Raw genomic sequence first — 16,758 nt, 5'->3', positions numbered from 1 at the left:
CGCCGCTGCCGCAGTAGTGCCGACCGCTGGCGGGCAACCGCATCAACCCCGCTCGAAGCCGCGTTCAGCCGGCCAGCGGCCGGCTCTACCACGGGCCATCAGATGTCGCTGTGGTGATGTGGCGCCGCCGCCGGCAGCGGATCATGGCCGCCGACGAAATGACGCACTACCGGGGCACGCTCACCGCGGTGCAGCGCGCGCAGCGCCTCCTGGATCGCCTTGTCGTCGGCGGTGATGCGCTCGTGCTGGCGCAGGTGCTCCAACCACGACGCCGCCACGAAGTATTCCAGATGGATGCCTGGGGTCGCCACATCCTCGACCACGCCCCAGACCACGGCGCCATCACGTCGACGGATCGTCCCCAGCGTGCGCATCTGCGCCTGGAACGCGGCACGATCGGCGGCATCGATGCGATATTCGATGGTCACCAGCACCGGCCCACGATCATTCGACACCGGTACCGACAGCTCCGGCGCTGGCCAGTGGCCGGCCGGGCTCAGGTTCAGATCTTCGGCACCGGCTATGCGCACGCGCCATACCAGCAGGCCGCCGATGACCGCGCCTGCTGCGGCCACCAGCAATGCCAGCTCCGGCGATGTGCGCTGCGCCAGCGCGCCCCAGCTCAGGCCACCGGCCGCCATGCCGGCCGAGAACACCATGATGTACAGCGCAAGCGCCCGTGCTCTCACCCAGGCCGGCACCGCCGTCTGTGCTGCGATCTGCAACGAAGACAGCACGGTGATCCAGGCAAAGCCATTGACCAGCATCACCAGCGGCAACACGTACCAACTGCGGGTCAGCGCCAGGCCGGCCAGGCTTGCAGCCAGCAACAGGGTGGCCAGCAGCACCAGCAGGTCGCGGTCGAGCTTGGCCCGCAGCTTCGGCAGCAGCAGTGCACCGCCCACCGCGCCAATGCCGATGCAGCCCAGCAGCACGCCGTACTGCCCCGCCCCGCCGTGCATCTGCCCGCGCACCACCACCGGCAGCATCGCGTTCATCGCTGCGGCAAAGAAGAAGAAACCGGCCGATTTGATCAGTACTGCCTGCAGCCGCCCGGCACGGCTGGCATAGCGCAGGCCTGCCTTCAGGCCAGCACCGAAACCTTCCGGGGGCAGGCTGGACGCCTTCGGATCGCGCTTCCAGCCCCACACCACGAACAGCATTGCCGCAAAGGTGATGGCATTGAACCCGAAGGCCCATACCGCACCCAGCTGGGCCACGATCACGCCACCGATGGCTGGACCGATCGAACGGGCGATGTTGATGCCGATGGAATTGAGTGCCACTGCCGAAGCCAGCATCGGTTGCGGCACCAGCTCGGAGACGATCGCGGCCTGCGCCGGCATTGCCATCGCCGCGCCGCAGCCCATGCAGAAAGTCAGCAGCACCAGCAGTTGTGGCGTCAGCAGATCCATCGCCGCAAGCACCGCCGTCACTGCCGCCACCAGCAGCATCCAGCCCTGGGTGAACAGCAGGTACTTCCGGCGATCGACGATGTCGGCCAGGGTGCCGGCAGCCAGCGCCAGCAGCACGATCGGCACGGTGGTGGCCGACTGCACCAGTGCCACCATCAACGCCGAACCGGTGCGTTCGGCCATCACCCAGGCGGCGGCGACGTCGTTGACCCAGGTACCGATGTTGCTGGCCAGGATCGCCAGCCAGATCGAACGGAACATGCGGATCTTCAGCGGCGACCAGGCGCCATCGGCCTGTGGGGAGTGTTGTGACGCGGATGCGTTCACCATTGCCATGCTCCAACGATTGAGGCGAACAGCGTGTCCTGGCCACCGGCCTGCTTCAGTGCAGGGCCCGCATCGACCCAGGCCAGCTGCAGCTGCCATTGCCAGCGGTCATTGACCTGCCAGCGGGTTTCGGATTTGTACTGGGTGCCGATGCGGCGTGCGCCACCGGTACTGCCGGGCAGCGCAGCCAACGGTGCCGGCGTGGTGTAGACCGCATCGGCGCGCCGCTGCTTCCAGGCCAGCTGTACACCCAGCTCGGTGGTCACCGCGTCATGCAGGCGCAGCGACAGTGTCGGTTGCAGATCCATCAGGTTGGCCGGTGCCAACAGGCTGGCTTCGCTGAAATAGGCGGACTTGGGAAACAGTGCATTGAACGTACCGAGCCGGCCATCTCGCGGATCTGCATCGCCGCTGGCGATATCGGCCTTAAGCCCCAGGCGCGGTTGCAGCGGCAGCCCGGCCCAGCGCCAGCCGGTATCGGTGGCCAGGGTCCACGCGCGGATGTCCAGATCGCCGGTCACGGCCTGCAGCTCACCGCCCTGCACCACCAGTTCGGTATTCCAGTCCAGCGCACCGGACTGGCCGAACCAGCGCGCGCCCAGGGTCTGCCGCCGCTCGGTACCGCTGCCTGCGGCGAAGCGCGCGCCCTCGCGGCGATAGTCCAGCAGGTACAGGTCCCATTGACTACCCCCTGCGCCCTTCGCCGTCGTCGCATACACGCCGATCAGGTGTGCACCGCGCTCACCGCGGTCATCGAACGCACCCGCGCGGTTCTCCACTGGGCGCAGCGCCATCAGGTCCAGCGCGCCCAGCCGGCCCTGCCAACCTACCCGTGCACCATCAAACGCCAAGCGGATGTTCGGCCCATCGCGCACCGACAGCAGGCGCGAGCTGCCATAGCCCGCTTCCTGCCTGCCCAGCTGCACGTGCATGCCAGCGCCAGTCCAGCGCCAGTACGCCTGCTGTACGTCCAACGCACCGCGATCGGTACGACCTGGACCGCCGGCCTTCCCGCGCTCGGCATGCGCACCCAGCTGCAGCTTCGCCTGCCAGTCATCGCGGGCGAAGGTGGCCGATGCCAGCGCACGCAGCAGGCCGTAGCCATCCTCGCCGCCACCAACGCCGAACCGGCTCGGGTCGTAGTACATGCCACGCAGGCGCAGCGATGCATCCCACTGCAACTGGCCATCGCCAACCGCGGCACAGGCGCCACCGTCGCAGGCAAGTGCCAACGACGGCAACGCCAGTGAAGCCAGGGTCAGAACGCGAAGCACGAACATCCCATCGCGCCCCAGAACGCGGTCAGGTCATCGGTTGGCGCGGCATGGCGGGCCGCATGTCCATGCCCACCATGGGTGCTGCAGGCGGCGCCGTGATGGTGATGATGGGCCGCCGCCAGGCCAGTGGCGGCGCCGCCGACGTGGTAGCCGCCGAAGCGGTTCACCGGCGACCAGTCCGGCATTGCTGGAGGCAGCTGCGGCGCCAACCCGGCGTAGTCGCCATCGGCATGCACGATACGGCCCCCCACCACGGTCAACAGGCTGGTGATGTCGGCGATCTGCTGCTCATCGACACGGAAGAAATCGGCCGACAACAGGATGAAGTCGGCCAGCTGGCCTGCCTTCAGCGTGCCCTTCACCGCTTCGTCGCCGGAGAACCAGGCACTTCCCTGCGTCCACAGGCGCAGGGCCTGCTCGCGCTCCAGCAGGTTCTCATCGCCGTACAGGGCCAGACCACCGACGGTGCGCCCGGTCACCAGCCACGACAGTGCCACCCAGGGGTTGTAGCTGGCCACGCGGGTGGCGTCGGTACCGGCGCCGACCGGCACGCCCTCGGCCAGCATCCGCTTCACCGGTGGCGTGTGCCGCGCCGCCTGCACGCCATAGCGCTGCACGAACGCCTCGCCCTGGTAGGCCATGCGGTGCTGCACGGCGATGCCGCCGTTCAGGGCGCGGATACGCTCGATGTTGCGCGGGGTGATGGTCTCGGCGTGGTCGATGAACCAGTGCAGGCCATCGAACGGCACCTCGCGGTTGACCTGTTCGTAGACATCGAGGATGCGGCTGATGCTCTCGTCGTAGGTCGCGTGGATGCGGAACGGCCAACGCTTCTCCACCAGCAGCTTGACCACGTCGTGCAGTTCCGGCTCCAGCTCCGGCGGCAGCTCCGGGCGCGGCTCGTTGAACAGTTCGAAATCGGCTGCCGAGAACACCAGCATCTCGCCGGCACCGTTGTGGCGCAGCAGGTCATCGCCCTGGCGCGGCTGCAGCATCTCGCTCCAGCCGCGGAAATCGCTGACCTCACTGCCCTTGTTCTGGGTGAACAGGTTGTAGGCGATGCGCACGGTCAGCTGCTGGTCGCGGTGCAGCTGCTCGATGACCTGGTAGTCCTCGGGATAGTTCTGGAAGCCACCTCCCGCGTCGATCACCGAGGTGATGCCCAGGCGGTTCAACTCGCGCATGAAATGGCGGGTGGAATTGGCCTGGTATTCGATCGGCAGCTTCGGCCCCTTGGCCAGGGTCGCATACAGGATCAGTGCGTTCGGCTTGGCCAGCAGCAGGCCCGTCGGGTTGCCCAGCGAATCGCGCACGATCTGCCCACCGGGCGGATCCGGCGTTTCCCTGGTATAGCCGCAGGCACGCAGCGCGGCGCGGTTGAGCAGCGCGCGGTCGTACAGGTGCAGCAGGAACACCGGCGTATCCGGGGCGATGTCGTTCAGTTCCTGCAGGGTCGGCAGGCGCTTCTCGGTGAACTGGGTAGCGGTGAATCCACCGACCACACGTACCCACTGCGGTGCGGGCGTGCGGTCAACCTGCGCCTTCAGCATGGCCATCGCATCGGCCAGCGAGCGCAGGCCGTCCCAGCGCAGTTCCAGGTTGTAGTTCAAGCCGCCACGGATCAGGTGCGTATGGCTGTCATTGAGACCCGGCACCAGGCGCCGTCCCTGCGCATCGATGAGGGTGGCTTCGCTGCCCCAGTCGCGCATGATCTGTTCATCGCTGCCGACAGCGACGATACGACCTTCCTGCACGGCCAATGCCTGCGCATGCGGTTGCTGCGGATCGAGGGTGGTGATGCGTGCGTTGCGGATGACCAGCGTGCTCATGCGGCGCTCCTTGGAAGGGGATTCGATGGCCGCGGCGGTGCCGCCAGCCAGTCCCAGCGCCAGCGCGGCACCGGTGGCCAATACCACGTTGCGGCGGCCAGGATCGAGAGGGTCGTTGCTCATGCGATGTCTCCAGAAAGAACCAGGCCATCCACCGCCCATGCACCGGGCCCGGCAAGGGCGATGGCCAGCAATGCCAGCGTCCACAACAACGGATACTCGGCACCGCCGCGCATCCAAAACCACCCTTTGGGCAGCGCCAGCAGTGCGGTGAAGGCGATGAACGCGGCAGCCACGAGCGCGGCGATCCGGGCCTGCCAGCCCAGCATCACCGCGGTGCCGGACGCTACCTGCAGCAGCGCCAGCAGCAGTGGCAACGGGGCCGCTGCAGGCAGGCCGAAGCCACGCAGTTCGCCGGCAAAACCCGCCAGGCCAGGCCCGTTGAACCAGCCGAACAGTTTGCCCAGCGCGTGCGGCAGCAGGAATCCTCCCGCCGCCGCCCGCAGGATCAGCAAGGCCAGGTCGAGGCCATGGCCGTCGCGCACGCTCAGTGCCCGCCTTCCTGCGCGCCGAACATGGTCTTGGCGTACTGGATGCCGACGCCATAGCCGCCCGCATGGTCGCGGGCGATGCCGGTGGTCAGGTCGTAGGTTTCACCGCGCGCCCAGTCGCGCTGCAGTTCCAGCAGGTACTGCACGCTGGTGATCGGCACCGCACCGGCCTGCACCATGCGGGTGAACGCGCGTTCGTGCGCCTCTTCGCTCACATCGCCGCAGGCATCGGTGATCACATAGACCTCGAACCCCTGCTCCAGCGCCGACAGCGTCGGTCCGACGATGCAGACGCTGGTCCACAGCCCGGCCAGCACCAGCCGACGCTTGCCGATGCGGTTCACCTCATCGATCACCGGCTGGTCTTCCCAGGTGTTCATCGAGGTGCGATCGAACACCGTCTGGCCCGGGAAGATCGCCGGCAGCTCCGGGAACATCGGGCCGGAGAACGACTTCTCGGCCACCGTGGTCAGCAGCACCGGCACGTTGAAGCCCTTTGCGCCCTTGCTGATCAACGACACGTTGTTGCGCAGTGCGGAGATGTCGATGGTGTGGGTGGCGAACGCCATCTGCGACTGGTAGTCGATCAGGATCAGGGCGTGGTCGGTGGGTGACAGCAGTGCCTTGGCGGGGGTGGCGGTGGCGAGGCTCATGGGTGGACTCCAGTGGAAGAAACAACAAGGGGACGTGCGAGCGCCGCATCGCCGGCCAGATACTGGCCGGGACTGCAGCCGGTCTCGGCGCGGAAGCTGCGGACGAAATGGCTCTGGTCGAAAAAGCCCAGATGCTGGGCCAGGCAGGTCATCGACTGCCCATGGGTCGGCAGCAGCTGCCGCGCGCGTTCAATGCGCCGTCGACGCACGTAACGCAGCGGGCTGGCACCGGTGCCACTGCGGAACAGGCGCACCAGATGGAAACGGCTCACGCAGGCGACCTCGGCCAGTTCGGTGACCCGCAGCGGCTGCGACAGGTGCTCATCGATGTAGCGCAGCGCACGCTGCAGGGCGGCCGACTGCTGGGGCGCCAGCATGGGCGTGGGCTGGGCGGGCGAAAGGACGGTAGCCATGCTCGGGCGCGCAGCGGGGGTGGCCCATGGTGCGGCGCCGCCCGTCGGCGCCCTACCCCCAACGGTCGAGGTCAACACTCACCCGATCGGGGGAGGCAGCCGTCGCAGGCGTCGCCGACCGAACAGCCGCGCGTCCAGCGAATAGGCGCCCGGCCCCAGCAGCAACAGTGCCAGCGGCAGCAGCGACCATGGCAACGCCGCGCCCTGCCAGTAGAGCCCCAGCACCGCCAGCGCAACCGCCAGCGGCGTCAGCAGGCCGGGCAACAGCAAACCCGTTGCCGCCAGGCACAGCCACCACGACCCACCTGCAGCGGTACCTGGCAGCAACAGCGCGCTGGCCACGCACATTCTCAGCCACAACAATCCCAGGCCCGGACCGCGATCGGGAAACATCACATACAAGCGCTGCATCGCCGGGCTCCATCTTCCATGTCGGCGTGATAGCCGACCCGGCTGCATCACGCCCACCCCATTCGGGTCACTTGCGCCTGCCCCGCACCTGCCAGAATGAGCGCCATGCGTGGCCACATCTTCCCTCTCCCGCGTCGCCTGCCGGCGCTGCTGTCGTGCCTGCTGTTGTGGATCGCCCTGCCCGTGCTCGCTGCACAGCACCCAGTGATCAGCGACGGCATGCCCAGCTACCAGCACACCGCGTGGCGGGTGGGCCAAGGGGCGCCCGGCGATATCTGGGACATCGCCCAGGATCGTGAGGGCATGCTGTGGCTGGCGACCGGCTCGGGCCTGTACCGCTTCGACGGTCGCCGTTTCGAGCGCCAGGCGGCACCGGCTGGCACCCGATTCCCCTCCACCAACATGGTCACGCTCGGCCTCGATGGCGAGGGCGACGGCCTGTGGATCGGTTATTTCCAGGCCGGCATCAGCCAGTTCTCGCCTCAGCGGCTGCGCAGTTTCGGGCGAGCGCAGGGCGTGCCGGTGGGCGTGGTCCCGCGCTTCGCGCATGACCACAACGGACGCCTGTGGGCGGCAGTCAATGGTGGCCTGCGCTGGTTCGACGGGCAACGCTGGCAGGCTCCAGCCGCCGATGAAGGCGTGCCACGACGTCGTGTGCAATGGCTGCTGCAGGACAGCCACGGCACCTTCTGGGTGCTGGCCGACCTGCACATCTGGAAGCGCGCGGCGGGAAAGACCGCATTTGAAAACACCGGCATCGCCGTCTCGCAGATGGCAACCCTGGTGGAAAGCCCGCAGGGCGAGATCTGGCTGGCCGACCGCATCCGCGGCACTTCACCACTGGCCAACGCGCAGGGGCTGCTGCCCCCCAGCGAGCGCGAAGCGCGGCGCATGCCGGACCTGGTAGCCGCGCGGCTGCAGTTCACCGCCGATGGCGCACTCTGGGCCACGATGAGCCCGCACGGTGGCGTCGCCCGCGTCACCTTCGATGGCCAGCAGGCCGTGCGCATCGAGCGCTTCGACACACCGCAGGGCCTCACCGCGACCTCGGCGGTGCCGGTCATCGCTGACCGCGAAGGCAACCTCTGGGTCGGCACCAACCTCGGCCTCAACCGCTTCCGCGCCCGCAGCGTGCAGACGCTGGCCGTCGGCCCCAGCGATCCTTACCGCTCGCTGGTACGCGGCAGCGATGGCCGCGTGTACGGCTATGGCGAAGACCTCAAGCTGTTCGACCTGCAGCGCCCGCTGCTGGCCGGTAGCGCGGTGCAGTTGCAGGCCGCAGCGCAGCGGGCGCCCACGCCGGTCTGGCAGTTCGACTGGATCAACCTCGCGCGCACGGTGGGCGGCCACACCACGCGCATTCCCTTGCCCGCACCGTTCACCGGCCAGCCCCTGCATGCCCTGCTGTTTGCCGACGATGACCAGGCCTGGGTCTGCGCCGGTGAGCAGGCGGTGCTGCAGTACGCGGATGACCGCTGGCGACGCGAGACGCGGCTGCCCGAGCAGGCCTGCTCGTCGCTGGCGCGTGCCAGCGACGACGCGCTGCTGCTTGGCTATTCCGACGGCACGCTGCGCCGTCTGGATACCGCATCGATCGCCACGTTCGGCGCGGCACAGGGGCTGTCAGTCGGCCCGATAACCGCGCTGCTGCAACATGACGATCTACTGCTGGTTGCCGGTGAGGCGGGCCTGGCCGCGCGCCTCGGCAACGGCCGCTTCCTGCCCGTACGCACCAACACCACCGGCATCCTCGAAGGCATCACCGGCATGGTCGCCGATGCCCAAGGGCGACTCTGGCTCAACGGCAGCCGCGGCCTGGTGCGGCTCGAAGTCGCTACCCTGCGCAGCGCACTGCGCGACGGCCAGCCCGTTGCCCCGCGCCTGTTCGATGCCGTCGATGGCATGCCCGGCATTGCCCTGCAAAGCGGCCCCATCCCGACCGCCGTACTGGCCGCCGACGGCCTGCTGTGGCTGGCCACCAACCAGGGCCTGGCGTGGCTGGATACCCTGCAGCCGCACATCAACAGCATGGCGCCCGGGGTGCGCATCGGCGACGTGCTGTATGGCACCACCCAGACGCCGTTGCAGGAGGGCTTGCGCCTGCCGGCCGGAACCTCCCAGCTGCAGATCGACTATGTCGCGCTGTCGCTGGCGCGGCCCGAGCGCAACCGCTATCGCTACCGCCTGTCCGGCGTGGACGACGGCTGGCAGGACGCCGGTGGCAGCACGCGCGCTTACTACACCAATCTGGCGCCGGGTCATTACCATTTCGAGGTGGAGGCTGCCAACGAGGACGGCATCTGGAGCCGCACGCCAGCCATCCGCAACTTCCGGATCGCGCCCACGTTCCTGCAGAGCGTCTGGTTCAAGTTGTTGTGCGTGGTGCTGGTGCTGGCCGTGCTGATGCTGGCCATCCGCATCCGCAGCGGGCAGCTCGCGATGCTGTTCCGCGCCCGCCTGCAGGAGCGCAACGGCGAGCGCGAACGCATCGCACGCGACCTGCACGACACCCTGCTGCAGGGCAGCCAAGGGCTCATCCTGCGGCTGCACGCCATCAGCCAGTCCGCGCAGACGCCTGAACCGGTGCGCACCCAGCTGGAGGCGGCGATGCAGTTGGCCGAGCAGAATCTTGCCGAAGGCCGGGAACGGGTCAACGCACTGCGTGACGGACCGTTCGCCGGTCGCGACCTCGCCTCGGCGCTGGCCGATGTGCACGCCGAATACGCCGGCCAAGGCACCAACCCGCTGCGCCTGACCGTGGAAGGCAGCCCCCCGCCCCTGCAGACCGATGCCGCCGAAGAAGTGTTCCTGATCGGACGCGAGGCCATCCGCAACGCGTTGCGGCATGCGCAGGCCAGTGCCATCGAAGTGGAGCTGTCCTACGGCACGCGCTGCTTCCTGCTGCACGTACGCGATGATGGTGTCGGCATTGCCGACGAGGATGCCGGCCGCGGTCATTGGGGCATGCAGGGCATGCGCGAGCGCGCACAGCGGCTGGGCGCGGAACTGCAGTTGTGGACCCGACCGGGCCTGGGCACCGAAGTGGCGCTGTCCGTGCCGGCCCGTCGCCTGTATCACCGCCGTCCATCGCGCTGGCGCTGGCCCTGGAGCAGACCCACCCATGACTGAATCCCTTCCTCCCATCGGCGTACTGGTGGTCGATGACCATCCCCTGCTGCGCGATGGCTTGGCGGCATTGCTGAGCACGCACACGGACCTGCGCCTGCTCGGCGAAGCCGCCGATGGCGAAGAGGCGCTTGCCCGCTACCAGCAGCTGCAACCGGATGTGGTGCTGATGGACCTGCAGATGCCACGCATGGACGGCGTGGAAGCGATCGCGCGGATCCGCGCGCTTGATCCACGTGCACGCATCATCGTGCTGACGACCTATCGTGGCGATGTGCGTGCGGTGCGTGCATTGCAGGCTGGAGCCAGCGCCTATCTGTTGAAGGACACTCTGCGCCACGAACTGGTGGACACCATCCGCACGGTGGCCAGCGGCCGTCGCGCACCGATACCGGCAGAGGTGGCGGCCAGCATCGCCGCACATGTCGTGGAAGACCGGTTGTCGCCGCGCGAAACCGAAGTGCTGCGCCACGTGGCTGGCGGTTTGTCGAACAAGCGCATCGGCGAACGCATGCAGATTTCCGAGCAGACGGTGAAGGCGCACATGAAGAGCCTGATGGACAAGCTGGGCGTCGGCGACCGCACCCACGCGGTAACCCAGGCGCTGCGCCGCGGAATCATCAGCCTGGATGACACCGGTCAGGATTGAGGGGGGTTCGGCCGGGCTGCGCCCGGCACCCGCCGAAGCAACGTCAACGTCAACGTCAAAGGCGGGCTACCCGTGGGATGGCGGGGTGGGTCCGGTTGCGGGGGACGCCGTAAACCCATCCTTGGGGGCTTGGCCGCGGCATCCATACCGCGGACACCCCCGCAACCGGACCCACCCCGCCTTCGACAGATCTCCGCGATCTGCCCGGATGACATGACCTGCTCTTGGTAGGTGTCGACCTTGGTCGACACGTAGATCCACGCCATGCGTGGGTGCTCTTCGTTCAATTGTCGAAATATTAGATTTCGATGGAGATTCATCCAGCACGGGATGGGTCCATCAGACACCAGAAAACTGTCGAAGGTGGGGCGGTGTCGGATTGCGGGGTGTCAGCCGCATGGATGCGGCTGCCAAGCCTACAGGGACGTACTTGCGGCGTCCTCGCAATCCGACACCGCCCCGCCCTCCCACGGAATGCACGCACGCTGTTGCTGTTGCTTGCGCAGTGGCCTATGCAGGTGCAGGGCGCAGCCCTGCCGAACACCCCCTCAACGCAGGCGGATCAGCAGGCTGCCACCAGCACAGATCGTCGCCAGCCACGCCACGCCCTGCCATCCCCACTGCGCCAACGCCAGGCTGCCCAATGCGCCGCCGCCTGCCATGCCGACGAACATGCCGGTGAACAGCAACGCGTTGAGGCGACTGCGTGCCGGCGGCACCAGACCGTAGACCAGGGTCTGGTGCGCCACCAGCGCCGACTGGAAACCGAAATCGAACAGCAACGCGCTGACCACCAGCAACGGCAGCAGCGCGGCGGCCGGCAGCCATGACTCGGCCAGCAACAGGGCAAAGCCTGCCAGCGCGACGGCGATCGCCAACCGCGCTACCGCAGGGCTGCCCAAGCGATCGGCGAAGCGGCCAGCAACGGGCGCAGCCAATGCACCCGCAGCACCGGCAATACCGAACGCACCCGCAGCGGCGCTGCCCAGACCCAGCCGTGCGTGCAGCATCAGCGCCAGCGTCGACCAGAACGCACTGAAGCCCACCGCCAGCAGCGACTGGCTGGCGACGGCGCGACGCAACTGCGGCTGCTCGCGCCAGAGCGCCAGCAACGAGCCCAACAGCGCGGGGTAGCGCAGCGTGCTGGTCGCGGCGAAGTGCGGCAGTGCCCGTGCCATCACCGCGCCCATCGCCAGCACCGAGAGCGCCGCCAGGCCGAACTGCACGCGCCAGCCCCAGGCTTCGGCCACCACGCCGCTGACCACGCGCGACAGCAGGATGCCCAGCAGCAGGCCGGTCATTACCCTGCCCACCACCTGCCCACGCTGCGCATCCGGCGCCAGCACCGCAGCGGCCGGCACGATGTCCTGCGCCAGCGTGGCCATCAGCCCCACCAGCAGGCTGGCAACAAGCAGCCCAGGCAACTGGCCGGCCAAGGCCGCCGCCCCCAGCGCCAACGCCAGCAGCACCGACTTCAGCAGGATCAGGTTGCGCCGGTCGAAGCGGTCGCCCAGCGGAGCCAGCAGCAGGATGCCCAGCGCATAGCCCAGCTGGGTCAGGGTCGGCACCAGGCCCACGGCGCGCTCACCGGCCCCCAGATCCTGGGCGATCAGGCCCAGCATCGGCTGGCTGTAGTAGAGCGAGGCCACCGAGAAGCCCGCGCCGGCGGCCATGGCCAGCACCAATGATGGGGTGGGCGCAGCGCTGGGCGCAGCGGTGATGGTTGAGAGCGAGGGAGTGGACATGGGGGCATCCGGGAGAGAAGTGGGGCGTAGAGTGCCTATATTCGCTGCACGTCTGTAGTAGGCTCACCTACATACTTGTCATACGTCACGCGCATGAACGACCTTGCCTTGGGTGGTGACCGCCTGGACCTGCTGCGCACTTTCCTGCGCATCGTGGACAGCGGCAGCCTTTCTGCTGCTGCCCTGCAACTGGGTACCACCCAGCCCACCGTCAGCCGTCGGCTTCAAGCCCTGGAGCGGCAACTGGGTCTGCGCCTGCTGCAACGGTCCACCCACGGCCTGCTGCTGACCGAGGACGGCCAGCGCTGCCAACGCCATGCGCAGCGGGTGGTGGACGAATGGGAAGCGCTGCAGGCCGAGCTGCACGGCCAGGCCCAGATGCTCAGCGGACGCCTGCGGGTGATGGTGCCGCATGCATTCGGCCAGGCACAGCTGCTGCCGACCATGCTCGATTTCCTGGCCCAGCATCCGCAGTTGAGCCTGGAGTGGATCCTTGAGGACCGCCGCCCGGACTTCATCGCCGAAGGCATCGACTGCGCGGTGCGGGTCGGCACGGTCGACGAACCACGCATGGTCGCCCTGCCGCTGGCCGAAGTACCGCGCATCGTGGTGGCCGCACCCTCGCTGGCCGACGCGGGTTCGATCACCACGCCCGAACAGGCGCAGGCATTGCCGTGGATCTCGCTGGTCACCTACTACCGCGAACGTCTGTTGCTGCACGACGCGCAAGGCCGCGCACACACGCTGTCGATCACGCCACGCCTGCTCAGCGACAACCTGTTCGTGGTGCAGCAGGCTGCACGTGCTGGCTTGGGCGCGGCGGTGGTTTCGGCTTGGCTGGTGGCCGACGATCTGGCCGAAGGACGGCTGGTGCAGCTGCTGCCGGACTGGCAGGCACCGCCGCTGCCGGTGCACCTGGTGTTCCCTGCGGCGCGACAGCAACCCCTGCGCCTGCGCGCCTTCATCGACGCGATGAAAGCCGCGCTGCCGCAACTGCATGGCATGCGGCCGGCACCGCGCTAGGCGCTGCCGGCCACATCACCGCGGGCGTGGTTCTACTTCGCCGCGGCATTCCAGCCAGCGACCTTGGCCTTGGTGTCGGCCAGCATCCTGTCCAGCGCCGCGCGATCGTACACATCGCCGCGCAGGATCACGCTGTCGATCTTTTCGGTGGCGGCGATGTCCTGCAACGGATTGGCGGTCAGCAGTACCAGATCGGCGGCTTTGCCCGTGGCAACACCGCCATAGCGCTGCATCTGGCCAAACCAGGCCGGGCCGGAGCGGGTCGCGGCCGACAGCGCCTGCGGTGCACTCAGACCTTCCTTCACGAACAGCTGCAGCTCCTGGTGCAGGCCGATACCCGGATAGTTGAACGAGTTGAGGAAGCCCGCATCGGTACCGGCGATGATCGTCACCCCCGCTTCCTGCAGCAGCGGCAGCACTGCGGCCACCTGGTGGTACTGCGCATGGCGCGCTTCGATCTGCGCGGGCGTCGCCTTTGCAGCGCGCCCCACGCGCCAGGTATAGGTCGCACGCAGGCCCGGGCCGATGTAAGCCAGATATGGGTCGTTGGCGTGGTCGTCCTGGTCGAGGAAGTCGAGGATACGGCCGCCGTTGAGCGTGGGCGTCACGAATACGCCGCGCTTGGCGAAATCACGATAGGCATGCAGCGCGGTTTCGCGATCGAAGCTGGCGTCGAGCCGGCGGTTGGCCTCGGCGCGGTCGATGCGCCCGGCGCCGAAATCTGCGGCGATCTGCGCTTCATCCTTGCTGCCAGCCTTGAAGGCATAGTCCAGGTGTTCGATCGAGGCCAGGCCTGCATCCACTGCCTGTTCCACCGTCAACGCCATCGGAATATGGCCTGAGGCCTTGAAACCCGCCTTGCGCGCGGCGCTGGCCGAGTACAGGAACAGTTCCGGGGTCAGCGTGCTGTCGGTGATCTTCACGAAGTCGACCTTGTCGTGCTGCAGGCGCTCGATCGCCTTGTCCGCGTCGGCCTTGCTGCCCACCTCGATCGTGCCTTTCCAGACCGGCTTGATGCCTTCGATCTTCGCACCGGACGTCAGCAGGCGCGGGCCGAACAGCGTGCCGTTGGCGATTTCACCGCGCCACTGCAGTACCTGCTGCGGAAGATCCCCGGAGCAGTCACGGATCGTGGTGATGCCGTGGGCGATGTACAGCGGCAGCAGCGCCTTGTTCTCTTCCACCAGCGCCGGGCCGCCACCGAAGTGCACGTGCATGTCCCACAAGCCCGGAATCAGGTACTTGCCCTTGGCGTCGATCTGGCGGCTGGTACTCCACTGGCTGCGCACCTGCGCATCGGGACCGACCGCGACGATGTCCTCGCCACGGATGACCACGCTCTGCCCGGGCATGCTGCGTGCGTGCTCGACATCGACCACCGTGGCGTTGCGGATCAGCAGATCGGCGCGTTCGGCGGCAGACGCCGACAGCGGCGCAACGGCAAGAAGGATTGCAAGGGACAACGGACGGGAACGCAACATGGAGAGCATCCTGGTGGGCACGGCAGCGTGCGGGTGGAAGGGGCGGTTGTCAGCGCGTCGCGCCGTGCTGGCGCAGCAGGGTTTCGATGTTGGTGTAGCCGCGTTGCCTGGCATGCGCCAGCGGCGTTACGCCGTCGCCATCGGCAAGCTCGGGGTTGGCACCGGCGTCCAGCAGCAGTTGCACGATCTGCACGTGGCGCGGGCCGCCATCGCCGAGCAGGATCGCCTCCAGCAGTGCAGTCCAGTGCAGGCGATTGACATGGTCCACGGCCACGCCGGCGCGCAGCAGCGTACGCACGGTAGCGACATGACCGCGTTCGGCAGCAGGAATCAGCGCGGTACCGCCATAGCGGTTGGTGCTGCGCAGGTCTGCACCGTGCGCGAGGGTCAGGGCCAGGATCTCGTCCAGCCCGCGTGCGCCAGCGTACAGGTACGCGCTGTCCTGCATCGCGTCCTTGGCATTGACGTCGGCGCCGGCCTCGATCAGCTCGCGCGCCGCGTCCACGTTGTTGCCGTGGGTGGCCAGCAGCAGGGCCGTGCAGCCCTGGCCGTCACGCGCCTCCAGATCGGCACCCGCGTCCAGCGCCTCGCGCACGGCCTCGACATCGCCGCGGCTGGCGGCATCGCGCAGCTGCGTATCGGCGTCGCTTCGGGAAGTCGCCGTGCACGCCGGGATCACCATGGCCAGCAGGCACAGCAACAGCATGCGAGCCACTGCCGAACGACGCTGCCGGGAGCGAGGGTGGTGCATCGTGACTCTCCTCATGCGCGATGGCGCCGGCCATTGCCGGCCCCTGCCCTGCATGGTAGAAGTCGGCACGGGTATCCAGAAGTGAAATGTTCAAATGCAAGACAGTGCCAAATCGAATAGAACAGTGTTCGAACTGGACCTGCTGCGGGCCCTGGTGATGGTCGCCGACTGTGGCAGCTTCACCACCGCGGCCACCCGCCTGCATTCGACCCAGTCCACGGTCAGCCAGAAGGTGAGGCGGCTGGAGGAACTGGCCGGGCATCGCCTGCTCGAGCGCGGCCACCGCGACGTGCACCCCACCGATGCCGGGCACACCCTGCTGGGTTACGCCCGACGGATGCTGGATCTGAACGAGGAGCTGGCACAGGCATTGGCCGGCGCCACCGTGGAGACCGCGGTGCGCATCGGTGTGCCGGAGGACTTCGTCAACGCTCAGACCACGCGCATGCTCGCCGCCTTCAGCCGCCGCCACCCGCAGGTCAAGCTGGAAATCAGCAGCGGCCTCAGCCGTGATCTGGCCCACGGCTTCGACCATGGCGAGCTGGACCTGGTGCTGGTCAAGCAGCGTCGCAACACCCGCCAGGCCGTGCATTGCCGGCGCGAACCGATGCACTGGATCGACAGTCTGCGCAGCAGCAGCCTGCAGCAGGACCCGCTGCCACTGGTCACCTTCCCGCCACGCGGGCTGTACCGCGACGAGATGATCCAGGCCGTCGAAGCGCTGGGCCTGCGCTGGCGCATCGCGTTCACCAGTTCCTCGTTGAGCGGCATCCAGGGTGCGGTGGCGGACGGCATCGGCATCAGCCTGCTGCCACGTCGCGCGGTCAACCGCGAACACCGCATCATCGATGGCGAGCGCGACCTGCCCGTGGTCGACAACTACGAGATCGGCCTGCTGCATCGCGCCGATGCCGATGACGCGGTGCGTGCACTGGCCGCTGAACTCTGGCGGCAGGTGCAACGCGAGCCGGAATAGTCGGCAGGGCTACGCCCTGCACCCATTGGTAGTGCCGGCCGCTGGCCGGCAACCTCAACAGCCGAAGCAACATCAACAGCAACAGCAGGCTTCCTGAGGGATGGCGGGGTGGGTCCGGTGGCAGGGGCCGC

Annotated in this window: 14 protein-coding genes; 4 read left to right on the top strand and 10 right to left on the bottom strand. The window is 67.9% G+C overall.

Features of this window, described 5'->3' with window-relative positions:
* Positions 1 to 98 precede the first annotated feature (98 nt).
* From AC27VL_RS15425 to AC27VL_RS15395, 7 genes are all read right to left on the bottom strand, one after another.
* Positions 99 to 1,745 (bottom strand): MFS transporter, encoded by a 1,647-nt coding sequence (locus AC27VL_RS15425; protein WP_488767224.1) that lies wholly within the window; start codon positions 1,743 to 1,745, stop codon positions 99 to 101.
* Complete coding sequence (locus AC27VL_RS15420) at positions 1,739 to 3,022, bottom strand: alginate export family protein (RefSeq protein ID WP_488767222.1); 1,284 nt, start codon at positions 3,020 to 3,022, stop codon at positions 1,739 to 1,741. The genes AC27VL_RS15425 and AC27VL_RS15420 overlap by 7 nt, the downstream gene beginning before the upstream one ends.
* Positions 3,001 to 4,848, bottom strand: a complete 1,848-nt coding sequence (locus AC27VL_RS15415) for an amidohydrolase (protein ID WP_488767265.1) — start codon at positions 4,846 to 4,848, stop codon at positions 3,001 to 3,003. The genes AC27VL_RS15420 and AC27VL_RS15415 overlap by 22 nt, the downstream gene beginning before the upstream one ends.
* Positions 4,849 to 4,967: 119 nt before the next feature.
* On the bottom strand, positions 4,968 to 5,393 hold the full coding sequence (locus tag AC27VL_RS15410; RefSeq protein ID WP_346580107.1) for a DoxX family membrane protein: 426 nt from the start codon (positions 5,391 to 5,393) through the stop codon (positions 4,968 to 4,970).
* A 2-nt stretch (positions 5,394 to 5,395) separates the two neighbouring features.
* On the bottom strand, positions 5,396 to 6,052 hold the full coding sequence (locus AC27VL_RS15405) for a hydrolase (RefSeq protein WP_488767220.1): 657 nt from the start codon (positions 6,050 to 6,052) through the stop codon (positions 5,396 to 5,398).
* Positions 6,049 to 6,465 (bottom strand): helix-turn-helix domain-containing protein, encoded by a 417-nt coding sequence (locus AC27VL_RS15400; protein WP_180167334.1) that lies wholly within the window; start codon positions 6,463 to 6,465, stop codon positions 6,049 to 6,051. The genes AC27VL_RS15405 and AC27VL_RS15400 overlap by 4 nt, the downstream gene beginning before the upstream one ends.
* Before the next feature lie 78 nt (positions 6,466 to 6,543).
* Positions 6,544 to 6,876: a hypothetical protein gene (locus AC27VL_RS15395; RefSeq protein WP_488767218.1), complete on the bottom strand. Its 333-nt coding sequence runs from the start codon at positions 6,874 to 6,876 to the stop codon at positions 6,544 to 6,546.
* A 96-nt stretch (positions 6,877 to 6,972) separates the two neighbouring features.
* Between AC27VL_RS15395 and AC27VL_RS15390 the strand changes: the two genes are divergently transcribed.
* Complete coding sequence (locus tag AC27VL_RS15390; protein WP_488767216.1) at positions 6,973 to 10,005, top strand: sensor histidine kinase; 3,033 nt, start codon at positions 6,973 to 6,975, stop codon at positions 10,003 to 10,005.
* Positions 9,998 to 10,651 (top strand): response regulator, encoded by a 654-nt coding sequence (locus AC27VL_RS15385; RefSeq protein ID WP_488767214.1) that lies wholly within the window; start codon positions 9,998 to 10,000, stop codon positions 10,649 to 10,651. The genes AC27VL_RS15390 and AC27VL_RS15385 overlap by 8 nt, the downstream gene beginning before the upstream one ends.
* Positions 10,652 to 11,199: 548 nt before the next feature.
* On the opposite strand, the gene AC27VL_RS15380 is transcribed toward AC27VL_RS15385, so the two are convergent.
* Positions 11,200 to 12,435 (bottom strand): MFS transporter, encoded by a 1,236-nt coding sequence (locus AC27VL_RS15380; protein WP_488767263.1) that lies wholly within the window; start codon positions 12,433 to 12,435, stop codon positions 11,200 to 11,202.
* 54 nt (positions 12,436 to 12,489) lie between these two features.
* On the opposite strand from AC27VL_RS15380, the gene AC27VL_RS15375 reads away from it, so the two are divergent.
* Positions 12,490 to 13,419 (top strand): LysR family transcriptional regulator, encoded by a 930-nt coding sequence (locus AC27VL_RS15375; protein ID WP_100552775.1) that lies wholly within the window; start codon positions 12,490 to 12,492, stop codon positions 13,417 to 13,419.
* Between the two features lie 32 nt (positions 13,420 to 13,451).
* On the opposite strand, the gene AC27VL_RS15370 is transcribed toward AC27VL_RS15375, so the two are convergent.
* Positions 13,452 to 14,900: an amidohydrolase family protein gene (locus AC27VL_RS15370; RefSeq protein WP_100552776.1), complete on the bottom strand. Its 1,449-nt coding sequence runs from the start codon at positions 14,898 to 14,900 to the stop codon at positions 13,452 to 13,454.
* 49 nt (positions 14,901 to 14,949) lie between these two features.
* Positions 14,950 to 15,651: an ankyrin repeat domain-containing protein gene (locus tag AC27VL_RS15365; protein WP_488767212.1), complete on the bottom strand. Its 702-nt coding sequence runs from the start codon at positions 15,649 to 15,651 to the stop codon at positions 14,950 to 14,952.
* A 94-nt stretch (positions 15,652 to 15,745) separates the two neighbouring features.
* Between AC27VL_RS15365 and AC27VL_RS15360 the strand changes: the two genes are divergently transcribed.
* Positions 15,746 to 16,627: a LysR substrate-binding domain-containing protein gene (locus tag AC27VL_RS15360; protein WP_191078128.1), complete on the top strand. Its 882-nt coding sequence runs from the start codon at positions 15,746 to 15,748 to the stop codon at positions 16,625 to 16,627.
* The last annotated feature ends 131 nt before the right edge of the window (positions 16,628 to 16,758 follow it).

Source organism: Stenotrophomonas sp. 14P6.2.3, from assembly GCF_057799055.1.
This window is presented reverse-complemented; position numbering and strand designations above follow the sequence as displayed.

Bases quoted from the DNA above. Each gene is read 5' to 3' on its own strand.
- AC27VL_RS15395 (WP_488767218.1), bottom strand. From the start codon at position 6,876: ATGCAGCGCTTGTATGTGATGTTTCCCGATCGCGGTCCGGGCCTGGGA.
- AC27VL_RS15360 (WP_191078128.1), top strand. From the start codon at position 15,746: ATGCAAGACAGTGCCAAATCGAATAGAACAGTGTTCGAACTGGACCTG.
- AC27VL_RS15405 (WP_488767220.1), bottom strand. From the start codon at position 6,052: ATGAGCCTCGCCACCGCCACCCCCGCCAAGGCACTGCTGTCACCCACC.
- AC27VL_RS15370 (WP_100552776.1), bottom strand. From the start codon at position 14,900: ATGTTGCGTTCCCGTCCGTTGTCCCTTGCAATCCTTCTTGCCGTTGCG.
- AC27VL_RS15385 (WP_488767214.1), top strand. From the start codon at position 9,998: ATGACTGAATCCCTTCCTCCCATCGGCGTACTGGTGGTCGATGACCAT.
- AC27VL_RS15400 (WP_180167334.1), bottom strand. From the start codon at position 6,465: ATGGCTACCGTCCTTTCGCCCGCCCAGCCCACGCCCATGCTGGCGCCC.
- AC27VL_RS15425 (WP_488767224.1), bottom strand. From the start codon at position 1,745: ATGGTGAACGCATCCGCGTCACAACACTCCCCACAGGCCGATGGCGCC.
- AC27VL_RS15420 (WP_488767222.1), bottom strand. From the start codon at position 3,022: ATGTTCGTGCTTCGCGTTCTGACCCTGGCTTCACTGGCGTTGCCGTCG.
- AC27VL_RS15365 (WP_488767212.1), bottom strand. From the start codon at position 15,651: ATGCACCACCCTCGCTCCCGGCAGCGTCGTTCGGCAGTGGCTCGCATG.
- AC27VL_RS15415 (WP_488767265.1), bottom strand. From the start codon at position 4,848: ATGAGCACGCTGGTCATCCGCAACGCACGCATCACCACCCTCGATCCG.
- AC27VL_RS15390 (WP_488767216.1), top strand. From the start codon at position 6,973: ATGAGCGCCATGCGTGGCCACATCTTCCCTCTCCCGCGTCGCCTGCCG.
- AC27VL_RS15375 (WP_100552775.1), top strand. From the start codon at position 12,490: ATGAACGACCTTGCCTTGGGTGGTGACCGCCTGGACCTGCTGCGCACT.